Annotated in this window: 15 protein-coding genes; 12 read left to right on the forward strand and 3 right to left on the reverse strand. The window is 63.0% G+C overall.

Features of this window, described 5'->3' with window-relative positions:
* Positions 1-36: 36 nt before the first annotated feature.
* Together ACLGGT_RS19015 and ACLGGT_RS19020 are read right to left on the reverse strand one after the other, a co-directional pair.
* Positions 37-333, reverse strand: a complete 297-nt coding sequence (locus tag ACLGGT_RS19015; protein WP_008282256.1) for a succinate dehydrogenase assembly factor 2 — start codon at positions 331-333, stop codon at positions 37-39.
* Positions 326-727, reverse strand: coding sequence for a helix-turn-helix domain-containing protein (locus tag ACLGGT_RS19020; protein WP_008282257.1), 402 nt, complete (start codon positions 725-727; stop codon positions 326-328). The genes ACLGGT_RS19015 and ACLGGT_RS19020 overlap by 8 nt, the downstream gene beginning before the upstream one ends.
* 85 nt (positions 728-812) lie before the next feature.
* Here ACLGGT_RS19020 and ACLGGT_RS19025 point away from each other — a divergent pair, with 85 nt between their 5' ends.
* The 3 genes from ACLGGT_RS19025 to ACLGGT_RS19035 are packed head-to-tail and all read left to right on the forward strand — an operon-like array spanning position 813 to position 2787.
* The gene (locus tag ACLGGT_RS19025) at positions 813-2015 is read left to right on the forward strand and encodes a pyridoxal phosphate-dependent aminotransferase (protein WP_437197253.1); all 1203 of its coding nucleotides are present in this window, start codon (positions 813-815) and stop codon (positions 2013-2015) included.
* The gene (locus ACLGGT_RS19030; protein ID WP_009818506.1) at positions 2012-2380 is read left to right on the forward strand and encodes a bleomycin resistance protein; all 369 of its coding nucleotides are present in this window, start codon (positions 2012-2014) and stop codon (positions 2378-2380) included. Before ACLGGT_RS19025 ends, ACLGGT_RS19030 begins: the two co-directional genes overlap by 4 nt.
* A gap of 2 nt (positions 2381-2382) precedes the next feature.
* The gene (locus tag ACLGGT_RS19035; protein WP_008282259.1) at positions 2383-2787 is read left to right on the forward strand and encodes a hypothetical protein; all 405 of its coding nucleotides are present in this window, start codon (positions 2383-2385) and stop codon (positions 2785-2787) included.
* Positions 2788-2873: 86 nt separating this feature from the next.
* Here ACLGGT_RS19035 and ACLGGT_RS19040 read toward each other — a convergent pair whose 3' ends face one another.
* On the reverse strand, positions 2874-3827 hold the full coding sequence (locus tag ACLGGT_RS19040) for a radical SAM protein (protein ID WP_437197254.1): 954 nt from the start codon (positions 3825-3827) through the stop codon (positions 2874-2876).
* Positions 3828-3986: 159 nt separating this feature from the next.
* Here ACLGGT_RS19040 and zwf point away from each other — a divergent pair, with 159 nt between their 5' ends.
* From zwf to ACLGGT_RS19085, 9 genes are all read left to right on the forward strand, one after another.
* The gene (gene zwf, locus ACLGGT_RS19045; protein WP_437197255.1) at positions 3987-5441 is read left to right on the forward strand and encodes a glucose-6-phosphate dehydrogenase; all 1455 of its coding nucleotides are present in this window, start codon (positions 3987-3989) and stop codon (positions 5439-5441) included.
* Positions 5438-6109, forward strand: a complete 672-nt coding sequence (gene pgl, locus ACLGGT_RS19050) for a 6-phosphogluconolactonase (RefSeq protein ID WP_008282262.1) — start codon at positions 5438-5440, stop codon at positions 6107-6109. The genes zwf and pgl overlap by 4 nt, the downstream gene beginning before the upstream one ends.
* Before the next feature lie 12 nt (positions 6110-6121).
* Complete coding sequence (gene pgi, locus ACLGGT_RS19055) at positions 6122-7702, forward strand: glucose-6-phosphate isomerase (protein WP_437197256.1); 1581 nt, start codon at positions 6122-6124, stop codon at positions 7700-7702.
* A 116-nt stretch (positions 7703-7818) separates the two neighbouring features.
* Entirely contained in the window at positions 7819-8805 is a 987-nt protein-coding gene (ppk2, locus tag ACLGGT_RS19060) for a polyphosphate kinase 2 (RefSeq protein WP_437197258.1), read from the forward strand.
* Between the two features lie 100 nt (positions 8806-8905).
* On the forward strand, positions 8906-9664 hold the full coding sequence (locus tag ACLGGT_RS19065; protein WP_437197259.1) for a TylF/MycF/NovP-related O-methyltransferase: 759 nt from the start codon (positions 8906-8908) through the stop codon (positions 9662-9664).
* A 77-nt stretch (positions 9665-9741) separates the two neighbouring features.
* The gene (locus ACLGGT_RS19070) at positions 9742-10386 is read left to right on the forward strand and encodes a DUF1007 family protein (RefSeq protein WP_437197260.1); all 645 of its coding nucleotides are present in this window, start codon (positions 9742-9744) and stop codon (positions 10384-10386) included.
* On the forward strand, positions 10368-11300 hold the full coding sequence (locus tag ACLGGT_RS19075; RefSeq protein WP_437197261.1) for a nickel/cobalt transporter: 933 nt from the start codon (positions 10368-10370) through the stop codon (positions 11298-11300). Before ACLGGT_RS19070 ends, ACLGGT_RS19075 begins: the two co-directional genes overlap by 19 nt.
* 42 nt (positions 11301-11342) lie before the next feature.
* A complete protein-coding gene (locus ACLGGT_RS19080; protein ID WP_081506390.1) occupies positions 11343-12725 on the forward strand; it encodes an MATE family efflux transporter in 1383 nt (460 codons plus the stop codon).
* A gap of 54 nt (positions 12726-12779) precedes the next feature.
* Entirely contained in the window at positions 12780-13946 is a 1167-nt protein-coding gene (locus tag ACLGGT_RS19085) for an alpha-hydroxy acid oxidase (protein ID WP_151979071.1), read from the forward strand.
* The last annotated feature ends 1 nt before the right edge of the window (position 13947 follow it).

Consider the following 13947-nt stretch of genomic DNA (forward strand, 5'->3'; position numbering starts at 1 on the left):
TTCGGTAAATCGCGGCCAAACCACCTAAAATGCGATCTACTTTCCCCCGCTGGCCTCTGCCGCGATCTCTGCCACCAAGGGGGCGAACTGCGCCGGTGGCGCGGCTTGTCCCGTGACCCATTGATAGAGATCCTGATCGTTTTCGCACAACAGCGCATCAAACCCGTCAAGTGCGGCCGCATCCATCGCCCCCAGCCGCGCCTCGGCATAGCGGCTCAGGATAATGTCCATTTCCTTGATCCCCCGGCGCATGGCCCGCATCCGCAGGCGCTTGATCCGGTGGGCGGGCGGCTCGTCGGCGGCGCCGGGCGCCTCTACAGGCGTGTCACTCACCGGCCTCCTCCCGCAATTTGGCGCGCAGCGTCTTTTCCAGCCGCCCCAGACGGTCGGTCGCGCGGGTCATCTGCGCACGGATGTCGCGGATCTCGGTCAGCATATCCATCACATCGCGCGACAGCTCGCCCATCTCGGGCGCGCCCGGCCCCTCGCCCTCACCCGACAACAGCCACAAAAGCGAGACATTGAGCATCCCCGCCATCATCGACAGCTTGTTGGCCCGTGGCTCCGACAGGTCATTCTCCCACGCCTTCAGCGTCTTGAGCTTGACGCCCAGCCGCTTCGCCAGATCGGACTGGCTCATGCCAGAGCGCTCGCGCGCGCCGGTCACACGGTCGCCAAAGGTGGTGGCATCGGGATCGAACCAGCCGTCGGTGTTGTCTGCGGTCATCGTCTTCCTTTCAAGTGATCGTGCTTGATCATGCACTAAGCGCACCCTAAGACATTCCATGAGTGAATTCAAACCGGAGCCGGTCATGTCCCGTCTTTCCGCGACATTGTCGCGTGTCAAACCCTCGCCCACCATCGCCGTGACCACCAAGGCACAGGAACTCAAGGCAGCCGGGCGCGACGTGATCGGGCTTGGGGCTGGAGAGCCGGATTTCGCCACGCCCGCACATATCCGCGCCGCGGGCATCCGCGCCATCGAAGAGGGCAAGACCAAATACACCGCCGTTGACGGTATCCCGGAATTGAAGGCCGCAATCTGCGCCAAGTTCAAGCGCGACAACGGGCTCGACTATGTGCCAGCCCAGGTCAGCGTCGCATCAGGCGGCAAGCAAATCCTTTATAATGCCCTCATGGCCACGCTCAATCCCGGCGACGAGGTGTTGATCCCCGCGCCCTATTGGGTCAGCTACCCCGACATGGTGCTCTTGGCAGGCGGCGAGCCGGTGATTGCCCCTGCGGGCATCGAAACCGGGTTCAAACTGACGCCAGAGGCGCTCGAGGCCGCGATCACACCGAAAACCCGTTGGTTCATCTTCAACTCGCCCAGCAATCCCACCGGGGCAGGCTATACATGGGATGAGTTAAAGGGGCTGACCGACGTTTTGATGCGGCATCCCCATGTCTGGATCATGACCGACGACATGTATGAGCATCTGGCCTATGACGGATTTGAATTCTGCACCCCCGCACAGGTGGAACCGGCGCTCTATGACCGCACGTTGACCTGCAATGGGGTGTCCAAGGCCTATTGCATGACCGGCTGGCGGATTGGCTATGCGGCGGGTCCACAAGACCTCATTGCCGCGATGCGCAAGATCCAGTCGCAGAGCACGTCGAACCCCTGCACCATCAGCCAATGGGCGGCGGTCGAGGCGCTGAACGGCAGCCATGATTTCATCGCCGAGAACAACGTCGTCTTTGCCCGCCGTCGCGATCTGGTTGTGGCGATGCTCAATGAGATCGAGGGCCTGGAATGCCCCACGCCCAATGGCGCGTTCTATGTCTACCCGTCGATTGCCGGGTTGATCGGCAAGACCAGCGCGGGCGGCGCGGTGATCGCGGATGATGAGGCCTTTGCTACGGCGCTTCTGGAAGAAACCGGCGTGGCGGTGGTGTTCGGCGCGGCCTTTGGCCTATCCCCGAATTTCCGGATCAGCTATGCAACCTCTGATGACGCGCTGAAAGAGGCATGCACGCGGATTCAGACGTTCTGTAAAGGGCTGACATGACCACAGGCAAGATAACCGCAAACCTGCCCAGCCGGGATTTCGATGCAACCGAGCGCTTTTACGCGATGCTCGGCTTTCAGACCGAATTCCGCAATGCAGGCTGGATGATCCTGAGCCGGGAGGGCATGACGGTCGAGTTTTTCCCGCATCCCGATCTGGACCCCGGCACCAGTTGCTTTTCCGCCTGCCTGCGTCTGCCCGAGATTGACAGCCTGCATGCCGAATGGCGCGGCGCCACGGATCTGCCCGACACGCGCAACGCCATCCCGCGATTGACCGATCCTTTCACCCTTGCGAATGCGCCCCGAATGTTTGCGCTGGTCGATCCCGACGGTTCGCTCTGGCGCGTTCTGGAAAGTGCCTGACCATGGCGGGTGATCTGCCGGAATATTACTTCAGGGTCCGTGAAAACGGGGCCTTCGTGTTTCGGGTCGATACCGAGAACCGGCAGCGCCGGATCGAGATGGAACAGATCGCCACCGTCAACATCCGCAAATCCGAAATCAAGCCGCATGGCGAACGTGCCCTGACCGACGCCGACAGTGCCGCCATCACAGCGTGGATGGAGGAACGGCTGAAACTGGTCGAATATCGCGACATCGACGATATCCTGCGCGCGGTGGATTACCTCAACACCACGACCCATTGGGTGCAGTCCAAGGCGACCGATGACCAGCTTGAACAGGTGACGGATTCGCTTCTCTTGGCGATGCATGACCTGCGCTCTGTGCTGGTGCGCAAAAAAGCGGATCGGCTGCTCAAGGGCGAGTGAGGCGGCAGAAGTGTCATCGCGCCAAGGGCTGCCATACCCCAGCGCGGAATCAAGGCGCGGCGCTTTTGCGAGGACTCAAGCCCCCCTCACCGCGAGCAGCTTGCCCCGCCCAGCACGCAGAACTTGGCGCAATGGGGATGGTTCAGCGCCACGTCGCGCTCGGCCTCGGCCAGCGTTTCGCCCAACTCGAACTCGGGCGCATAAGGCAGCAGCGTGCAGGCCACCACCGCAGGCCGCGCCGCCCCCCGGCGCTTGACCACCATGCGCGACGAGGCGCACATGATGTCCTCGGGCCGCTTGTCCAGAATATCCCAACAGGCCGTGGTGATTTCGGGCACTTCGGCCCCCTCGTCCATCTCGGGGAAAAGCACGGTGGCACCCGGATCATAGGCGTCAATCTCAAACCCGTGTTCCGCATAAAACGCCGCATACCCCGCACGAGACTGCGCCTCGCTCTCGCCCCAGACGGTGCGCCCGGCCACAGTCATGCGGATGCCATTGTCACGCAACCAGCACATGCCCTCCAGCGTCTTGGCAAAGGCCCCCGCGCCGCGCTCTTCGTCATGCAAAGCCTCCGACCAGTGGTCGACCGAAATCCGCAAGGTCAGCTTCTCGCCCCAGGTCTTCCCCAGATCAAGCAGCCCTGCGCGCATCGTCTTGCGCATCATCGGGCGCATGGCATTCGTCAGGATCAACACCTCGAACCCCGCCTCCAGCGCCGCCCGCGCCATGCCGATCATCTCGGGATTCATAAAGGGCTCGCCGCCGGTAAAGGCGATCTCACGCAGCGGCCAGCCCCGCGCGCGCACCTGCCCCAGATAGTCGCGCACCTCCGATTCGGAGATATAAACCAGCGCGTCATTGCTGGGCGAACTCAGGATATAACAGTTGCGGCACTCGATGTTGCAGAGCGTGCCGGTGTTGAACCACAAGGTCTCAGGATGGCTTAGCGCAACAGAGGCCCGCACATCACCCTTGGCGGTGCGCGCCGGGTCTTGAAACTTGCCCTGATTGGCTGGGCCGGTGACGGAATCTTTCATAAAGTCATCCACGAACTGATTTTCTTTTCCTATCTATCGCTCCCGCTCTGGCAAGAGAAGCGTTCTGACGCCATTGTGAAGACGCCCCAACATGTTAGAGTTGCCGCGGCGGATACTGCGCCCGAAAAACGGGCGAATGACGAGCAAAGGAGATGGGCCATGGCCTCTCGGGTGATCCCGGTCGATCCCTTCGATCTGGTGATTTTTGGCGGCACCGGCGATCTGGCACGGCGCAAGATTTTGCCCGCCCTCTTCCGCCGCTTTGTCGCAGGCCAGATCGAAGGCGATGTGCGCCTGATCGGTGCCGCACGCGGCGACATGGACCGCGACGGCTATCGCGCCATGGCGCGCGCCGCGATCACCGAATTCGGCGGCGAAGAATCAGCCCGCAAAAAGGATCTCACCGCCTTTCTCGACCTGCTCGATTTTGTCACGCTCGATGCGCGCGGCACGGAAGGCTGGGAACCGCTGGCCACCCTCATGCGCCCCGACCGCATCCGCGCTTTCTATTTTTCGGTGGCCCCGGCCCTCTTTGGCGATCTGGCCAAACGCCTGCACAAACACGGCATGGCCGATGAACGCAGCCGCATCGTGGTGGAAAAACCCTTTGGCCGTGATCTCGACACCGCGCGCGACCTCAACCGCACGCTGGCGCGACATTTCAGCGAAGGTCAAATCTACCGAATCGACCATTATCTCGGCAAGGAAACCGTGCAGAACCTGATGGCGATCCGCTTTGGCAACGTGCTCTTTGAACCGCTCTGGAACAGCCAATATGTCGATCATATCCAGATCACCGTGGCGGAATCCGTCGGCGTCGGCGGGCGTGGTGATTACTATGACAAATCCGGTGCCATGCGCGACATGGTGCAAAACCACATGATGCAGCTCTTGTGTCTCATCGCGATGGAGCCGCCGGCGAAATTCGAACCCGACGCCGTGCGCGACGAGAAACTCAAGGTCATCCGCGCCCTTGATCCCGTGGCACGGCGCAATGTGGTGCGCGGCCAGTATGAGGGCGACGGCACGCAACCCGGCTACCGCAATCAGGTGGGCAACCGCGACAGCACAACCGAAAGCTTCGTGGCGTTAAAGGCGCATATTTCCAACTGGCGTTGGGCGGGCACACCGTTCTATCTGCGCACCGGCAAACGCCTGCGCGACCGCGCCAGCGAAATCGCCGTGGTGTTCAAGGATGCGCCGCATTCGATCTTTGGGGCCGATGCCGGGCGACACCGCAACATCCTCACGATCCGCCTGCAACCCAATGAGGGGATCGAGCTGGGCGTGACGATCAAGGAACCGGGGCCGGGCGGCATGCGCCTGATCGACGTGCCCCTCGACATGACCTTTGCCGAGGCGCTAGGGCCGGAAGAGGCGGATTTCCCCGATGCCTACGAGCGGCTGATCATGGATGTGATCCGCGGCAATCAAACCCTCTTCATGCGCGGCGACGAGGTCGAGGCAGCCTGGGCCTGGACCGATCCCATTATCGCCGATTGGGAGGAAGAAGGCGCGACGCCCCTCGACTATGCCACCGGCTCCTCAGGACCAGATGATGCGCTGATGCTCATGCACCGCGATGGACGCCGCTGGCGGGAGATACGACCATGACCTTCGTAGACTATGCCGATGACGAAATGCTGGTCATGGGGCTGGTGGATGTGCTCTCGACCGACCTGCGCAACGCCCTGCGCACCCGCGACCGCGTGCTCTTTGTCGTGCCCGGCGGCACCACACCGGGGCCAATCTTTGACGGGCTTTGTGGCCTCGATCTCGACTGGGACCGGGTCGATATCCTGCTCTCAGACGAACGCTGGCGCCCCGAGGTGCATCTGCGCTCCAACACCCGCCTTCTGCGTGAACGCCTCTTGCGCGACCGCGCCGCCGCGGCGCGCTACCTGCCGCTCTATGCCAAATCGCCAGAACCCGAGGAGGTGCTGGCCGAGTTGGAAACCAACATCGCCCCCGCCCTGCCGATTGATGTCTGCCTGCTGGGCATGGGCACAGATATGCACACCGCCTCGCTCTTTCCCGGTGCCGATCGCCTCGCCGATGCGCTGGCCGAGGATGCCCCCATCCTCGTGCCGATGCGCGCGCCGGGTCTGGAAGAGCCGCGCGTCACCCTGTCGGCGCATGTCCTGAATGGGGCCCTTTGCAAACACGTGGTCATCACCGGCACACAGAAACGTGCGGCGTTCGAGCGCGCACAGCATATGCGCCCCCTTGAGGCCCCGATTGCCGCCGTGCTAGCGGGAGCCAGAGTACATTGGTGCCCCTGAGAGGATTTCAAAATGTGGTCAGAGGTGGAAGAGGTCGCCAAAGCGGCGCGAGATATCGACATCACCGGGTTGTTCAGCGATCCCACCCGCGCCGAGACCTTTTCAACCCGCTTTGACGGGATGCTTTTTGACTACTCCAAAACCGCCCTCACCGTCCCTGCCCGCGCCGCCCTGCTGACGCTCGCCCAAACCGCAGGCGTTGCGGCCCGCCGCGCCGCGATGTTCGCGGGCGAGGCGATAAACGAAACCGAGGCGCGCCCCGTTCTGCACACCGCGCTCCGCAATCTCTCGGGCCAGCCGGTGATGGTCGAGGGCAGCGATATCATGGCCGAGATTACCGAAACCCGCGCCCGCATGGCCCGCTTTGCCGATACCGTCCGGCAGGGGCCGATCACGGATGTTGTCAATATCGGCATCGGCGGCTCGCACCTTGGCCCCGAGATGGCGGTGCGCGCGCTGCGCCCCTATCACGACGGGCCGCGCTGCCATTTCGTCTCAAATGTCGATGGGGCCGACATCGCCGATACATTGGCGGGGCTGAACCCGGCAACCACCCTCGTGATTGTCGCCTCCAAGACCTTTACCACCATCGAAACCATGACCAATGCGGCCACGGCGCAGGCGTGGATGACCCGCGCCGGGGTCAATCCCGGGCCACAATTCGCCGCCGTATCCTCTGCCGCCGCAAGGGCCGCTGACTGGGGCATCGACGCAAGCGCTGTGTTCGGCTTTGGCGATTATGTGGGCGGGCGCTATTCGGTTTGGGGGCCCATCGGCCTGCCGCTTATGATCGCCATCGGGCCAGACCGGTTCAAGGACTTTCTGCGCGGTGCCGAGGCGATGGACCAGCATTTCCAAACCGCCACCCCGCTCGAGAACATGCCCCTCCTGCTCGGTCTCATCGGCCTGTGGCATCATCAGGGCCTGGGCCACGGCACCCGCGCCGTATTACCCTATGACCAACGCCTCGCGCGCCTGCCCGCCTATCTGCAACAGCTTGAAATGGAATCGAACGGCAAGCGCGTGAGCATGTCCGGCGCAGCGCTCAGCCGCCCCTCCGGCCCCGTCGTCTGGGGAGAGCCGGGCACCAATGGCCAACATGCCTTTTATCAGCTGATCCATCAGGGCACCGCCGTGGTTCCTTGCGAATTTCTCGTGGCGGCCACCGGGCACGAGCCAGAGCTTGCGCATCACCACCGCCTGCTCGTGGCCAATTGCCTTGCGCAATCCAAGGCGCTCTTGCGCGGGCGCTCGCTTGACGAGGCGCGCGCGCTGATGCGCGACGCAGGCTACACCGGCCCCGAGCTTGAGCGGCAGGCCGCACACCGCGTCTTTCCCGGCAACCGCCCCTCGACCACGCTGATCTATGACCGGCTGACGCCGCGCCGTCTGGGCCAGATCATTGCGCTCTATGAACATCGCGTGTTCGTCGAAGGCGTGATCCTCGGGATCAATTCGTTTGATCAATGGGGGGTGGAACTGGGCAAGGTGCTCGCCGTCGATGTCGACGCCATGCTCACCGGCGACACCAACCCCACGCGCGACGGATCAACCGCAGCGCTCGTGGCCTTTGCCCGCGCAGCCGGGGTCTGAGACGCGGGCAAGCTCCAACTCTGCTCTGCCCGCAAAATTTGACTTGGCGCAAAGTGTGACACAAAAAATTCATATATCATTCCGGGATTAATCATTGATCCAAAACGGAGTGCCGCATGACCGAGTCGCCCCTGTCCTCCCTGCCTACGCCCGAACCTGCGGCCATTCCCACCTCCCTGCCCGAGCTTGCGGTTGAGAAACCAACCCCGGCACCTGCAGCGGCAAACCTCCTCGCCACCCCGGCTGAAAACGATCCCAATTCCCTGCGTGACGCTTTCGAAAGCGGGGCCTATCCCTATGAAACCCGCATGGGTCGCCGCAGCTACGAGACCCAAAAGGCGCACCTTCAGGCCGAATTGCTCAAGGTGCAGCTTTGGGCCCAAGAGACGGGGCAGAAATTTGTGCTGATCTTCGAGGGGCGCGATGCAGCGGGCAAGGGCGGCACAATCAAACGCTTCACCGAACATCTTAACCCGCGCGCCGCCCGTGTCGTGGCCCTCAACAAACCCACCGATCAAGAACGCGGCCAGTGGTATTTTCAGCGCTACGTCCAACACCTGCCCACCTCGGGCGAAATGGTGCTTTATGACCGCTCTTGGTACAACCGCGCCGGGGTCGAGCGGGTGATGGGCTTTTGCCAGCCGCATGAATACCTCGAATTCATGCGCGAGACCCCCGAATTAGAGCGGATGCTGGTGCGTTCGGGGATCCGGCTCTACAAATACTGGTTCTCGGTCACGCAGGGCGAACAGCGCGCCCGCTTTGCCAGCCGCGAAACCGATCCGCTCAAGCAATGGAAACTCAGCCCCATCGACAAGGCCAGCCTCGATAAATGGGACGACTACACCGAGGCGAAAGAGGCGATGTTCTTCTACACCGACACCGCCGACGCGCCCTGGACAGTGATCAAGTCGAACGACAAGAAACGCGCGCGCCTCAATTGCATGCGGCACTTCCTGAGCTCTCTCGACTACCCCGGCAAAGACCCCAAAATCGCTCAGGCCCCCGATTCGCTCATCGTCTCGAACGCACAGCACGTGCTGCACAAAAGCGATCACATCTTGGGCAAATCCCTGCACCCCGAGGACCGCAAGAGCCGATGAGACACGACGACGCGCCCCTTGACGCGGTGCCCCGGTCTGGGCCAAGAGACCGCTCAGGCGGTCAAAAGGCCCGCCTGAGGCGTCAGACAAGGGGCAATCCGTGATCATCAAGGCACTCGACTCGCTCGGCGGGCTTCTTTTCGGGCGGGAAAAATACCGCCGTGGCCATTACAAACTGGCCAAGCGTCTGGCCGCGCGGCAGCGCTTTGAGGTCTACAAACCGCATCTGATTTGGCTCACAGACCCCGAATTCATCGCCGCCCGCGACATGGCCGAGGCCCGCGGCATCGAAGGCAGCCCACATGATCGCTGCTTCACGCTGATGACCTCTGCCCGCATGGTGCGCGCGATTGAGGGTAATTTCGCCGAATGCGGCGTGCGCTATGGCAAATCCTCGCTTTTCCTGCTGACCGGCGCGGGCGCGCAAAGCACCAAACGCCTGCACATCTTTGACTCCTTCCAAGGTCTGTCGGAACCCAGCGACGCCGATGTGCAATCGGGTGGCAAATCGGAATGGTCCAAGGGTGATCTGGCCGTGCCAGAGGATATCGTGCGCCAGAACCTCAGCGCCTTTGGCGACCGTGTGGAATTGCACAAAGGCTGGATTCCCGACCGCTTCAACGATGTCGCGGATCAGGAATTTTCGCTCGTCCATGTCGATGTGGACCTTTACGAGCCGACACTCGCCTCGGTCGAATTCTTCTATCCTAGGGTCAAGCCGGGCGGCGTCATCCTCTGCGACGATTATGGCTCTGGTGATTGCCCCGGCGCGAAAAAGGCGATTGACGAATTTTTCGCCGACAAGCCGGAAAACGTGCTCTCCCTGACCAGCGGCCAATCCTTTGTGATCAAGGCCTAGGCGAGCTTTCGCGCGGGGCATTCCGCCCCCGCAAACGCGCCTTGCAGCAGGCGCGCCACGCGCCTAAGTCTGACGGTATGAAACCGCTCATCCCGATGGCCCTTGCGGCAACACTCTGCCTGCCCGCCGCCCGCTTGGGCGCGCATCCGCATGTGTTTGTTGATGTTGCCCTGCGCTTTACCGCGGATACCCAAGGGCGCCTGTCAGAGGTCGAGGTGACCTGGAGCTATGATGATTTCTTTTCCCTCCTGATCCTCACCGACATGGGCCTAGACCCCGATGGCGACGGCACCCTGACCGAGGCGGAATTGGCCCAGCTCAAAGGGTTTGATCTGATCGAGTGGCCAGACGGCTTTGAGGGCGATCTTTACATGTATCAGGGCGAGACCAAGATTGTCCTTGATCACCCGATCCCCACCGGCATTGCCCTCACCAATGGCCGCATCATTGCCACCCATACCCGCACCTTCGGCCCAGTCAAAGCCGACGCTCTGCGCATCGAGGCGTACGATCCCACCTATTACGTAGCCCATAGCCTTGCCGGTCCCATCACGCTGCCCAAGGGCTGCGTCTATACGATCACCGAACCCGACCTTGACGAAAGCCAGGAACAATTCCGCCAGATGCTGAGCGAACTCAGCGCCGAGGAACAATATTCCGGGGTCGAGATCGGCAATCTCTTTTCCGAGAGCCTTTCGGTCACATGCGCCGCCCCCTCCTAAGCCTTGCGGCCCTTGCGCTCGCAGCCCTTGTGATCTGGCTCTGGGGCTTTGGCGGGGCCGCGCAAGTCTCAACTTGGGCCCGCGCCGGACAGGCCGAGACGCAACAGGCCATGGCCCGCCTTCTGCGCGCATTGCGTGCGGGCGAACCGGGGGCGCTGGCCGGGTTGCTGGGCCTTTGCTTTGCCTATGGCTTCTTTCACGCGGCGGGGCCGGGCCATGGCAAGATCCTGATCGGTGGCTACGGCATGGCCGCACGCGTCAGCGCACTTCGCCTGTCGCTCTTGGCGCTGGCCTCCAGCTTTGCACAGGCCGCAGCGGCGGTGCTGCTGGTCTACTCTGGCGTGTTCCTCTTTGACCTCACGCGCCAGCATATGACCGATCTGGCCGAAGATATCATGGCCCCCGCCAGTTTTGCCGCCATCGCCCTTGTCGGCCTCTGGCTGGCCTTTCGCGGCCTGCGCCGCTGGCGGGCATCCCGCCCCGCCCGGCACCATGACCACCATCACCACGCTGACCATAACCACCATAATCACCATGACAACGACGCGCCTTGTTCTTCCTGTGGGCATAAACACGGGCCAACTCTGGCCGAGGCCGAGGCCGTCACCGGCTGGCGCGACGCCGCCGCCCTGATTGGCGCCGTGGCGATCCGCCCCTGCACCGGCGCGCTCTTCCTCCTCATCCTCACTTGGCGCATGGACCTTGACCTCGCGGGCATCCTTGGCGCTTTCGCCATGGGACTTGGCACCGCCAGCGTCACCCTCGCCGTGGCCCTCGCCTCTGTCACCTTGCGCGAAGGCGCGCTGGCGCGTCTCGCCGCTGGCGATACCGCCCGCGCCCTGCCGCTCTTTGAAATCGCGGCAGGCGTGATCATTGCAGCACTCTCGACGCATCTCATGCTGAGCACGCTCTGACGAGGGTTGCACCCCGCCCCGCCCCCGTCTAACGCCAAGACTATGCAACCCCGGCTCACATATCGCCAACATGCCCGCGCCGTGCTGGGCCTTGGCCTGCCCCTGATCGGCAGCCATGTGGCGCAATTCGCCATCACTTTCACCGATGCAATCATGCTGGGCTGGTACTCGGTCGAGGCCTTGGCCGCCGAGGTTCTGGGCGGCACCATGTTCTTTGTCCTCTTCATCATGGGCTCAGGCTTTGCTTGGGCCGTGATGCCGATGGTGGCCTCTGCACAGGCCACAGGTGCCATCCCCCAGGTGCGCCGCGTGACGCGCATGGGCCTTTGGGCCTCGATCCTCTTTAGCCTTGCCACGCTGCCGCTGATGCTGGGCTCTGGCGCTCTGTTTGACCGTATGGGCCAAGAGCCCGCCACCGCCGCCCTCGCCGCCGACTACCTCGAAATCGCAGGGCTTGGCATTCTACCCGCGCTCATGGTGATGGTGCTCAAATCCTATCTCGCGGCGCTCGAACGCACCGCCGTCGTGCTCTGGGTGACGCTGGGCGCGGTGGCGCTCAACGCTGCCATCAACTATCTGCTCATTTTCGGGCATTTCGGCTTTCCGGAACTTGGCGTGCAGGGCGCGGCCATCGCCTCGCTCGGGGTCAATATCGCGTCCTTCGTGGTGCTTGGCGTCTATGTCCATCGCTCCGCCCCTGAACACGCCATCTTTCAACGCTTCTGGCGCCCCGACCCCGAGGCGCTGGGCCGCGTCTTTCGGCTAGGCTGGCCCATTGGCCTGACCAATCTGGCCGAAGTTGGCCTTTTCGCGTCCGCCTCGGTGATGATGGGCTGGCTCGGCACCCTGCCCTTGGCCGCCCATGGCATCGCCATGCAGATCACGTCGGTCATCTTCATGATCCACCTTGGCCTCTCCAACGTCGCGACCGTGCGCGCAGGTCAGGCGCATGGCCGCGGCGATGGCACGGCCCTGCGTGACGGCGCGCGCGTGGTGCTTGGCCTCTCCGCCGCTGTGGCGCTCGCGACCATGGCACTCCTTCTGCTGCTGCCCGATCTGCTGGTGGGCCTTTTTCTGGCCCCCGACGATCCTGACCGGGCCGAGGTCATCGCCATTGGCCGCCAGCTTCTTGCCGCCGCCGCCCTCTTTCAACTGGTGGACGCGGCCCAAGTGCAGGCGCTTGGCCTCTTGCGCGGGGTGCAAGATACCCGCGTGCCCATGGTGATCGCCGCCCTCAGCTATTGGGCGGTCGGTGTCCCCGTTAGCTACCTTCTGGGCTTCACCTTTGGCTTGGGTGGCCCCGGCATCTGGCTTGGCCTGGCCTCGGGGCTGGCGCTGGCAGGGGTGTTCATGTTGGTGCGGTTCTGGCGCTGGTCCGTGCGCCAAATTCCATCACAGCCCAGCAGTCTGCGGCAACAGGGGTGATTGCGCGGCCCCGCTTGCGTTGGTAAAGGAAACTAACCAATTTCGGAGGACGCCATGCCCGTCATCACCAATATCGCCGATCTCAAACAGATCTACCGCCGCCGCGTCCCCAAGATGTTCTACGATTACGCCGAATCCGGCAGCTGGACAGAACAGACCTTCCGCGAGAATACCACCGACTTTGACAAGATTTACCTGCGCCAGCGGGTTGCCATCGACATGACCGGGCGCAGCACCGCCAGCCAGATGATCGGACAGGATGTGGCCATGCCCGTGGGCCTTGCCCCGGTCGGCCTTACCGGCATGCAACACGCGGATGGCGAGATCAAGGCCGCCCGCGCCGCCGAGAAATTCGGCGTGCCCTTCACCCTCTCCACCATGTCGATCTGCTCGATCGAGGATGTGGCCGAAAACACCACCAAACCGTTTTGGATGCAGGTCTATACCCTCAAGGACGATGATTTCATGCAGCGCCTCTTTGACCGGGCGCGCGATGCCAAATGTTCGGCGGCGATGATCACCGTCGATCTGCAAATGCTGGGGCAACGCCACAAAGACCTGAAAAACGGCCTCTCCGCCCCGCCCAAGCTGACCCCCAAAAGCGTCGCCAACATGATGACCAAGGTCCATTGGGGCCTGGGCATGCTGGGCACCAAGCGGCGGTTCTTCGGCAATATCGTGGGCCATGCCAAGGGCGTGACCGATCCCTCCTCGCTCAGCACTTGGACCTCCGAGGCCTTTGATCAGGCGCTCGATTGGGACCGCATCCGCCAATTCCGCAAGATGTGGGACGGCCCGCTGATCATCAAGGGCATCATGGACCCGGTCGATGCGCGCGAGGCGCTCAACGTGGGGGCCGATGCCATCATCGTGTCAAACCACGGCGGGCGGCAGCTTGACGGCGCGCTCTCGGCCATTCGCGCCCTGCCCGCCATCGTCGACGCCGTAGGCGACAAGATCGAGGTGCATCTTGATAGCGGCATCCGTTCGGGTCAGGACGTGCTCAAGGCGCTCAGCCTTGGGGCCAAGGGCACCTATATCGGCCGCGCCTTCGTCTATGGTCTGGGCGCGATGGGCGAGGCGGGCGTGACCCGCGCGCTCGAAGTCATCCACAAGGAATTGGACAGCACCATGGGCCTCTGCGGTCGCCGTGACGTGAAAACGCTCGACCGCGATATCCTGCTGGTGCCCGAGGATTTCACCGGCCGCTGGACGGTGTAAG

Origin of the sequence: Roseovarius sp. MS2 (assembly GCF_051447875.1) — a bacterium.
Lineage (GTDB): Bacteria > Pseudomonadota > Alphaproteobacteria > Rhodobacterales > Rhodobacteraceae > Roseovarius > Roseovarius mucosus_A.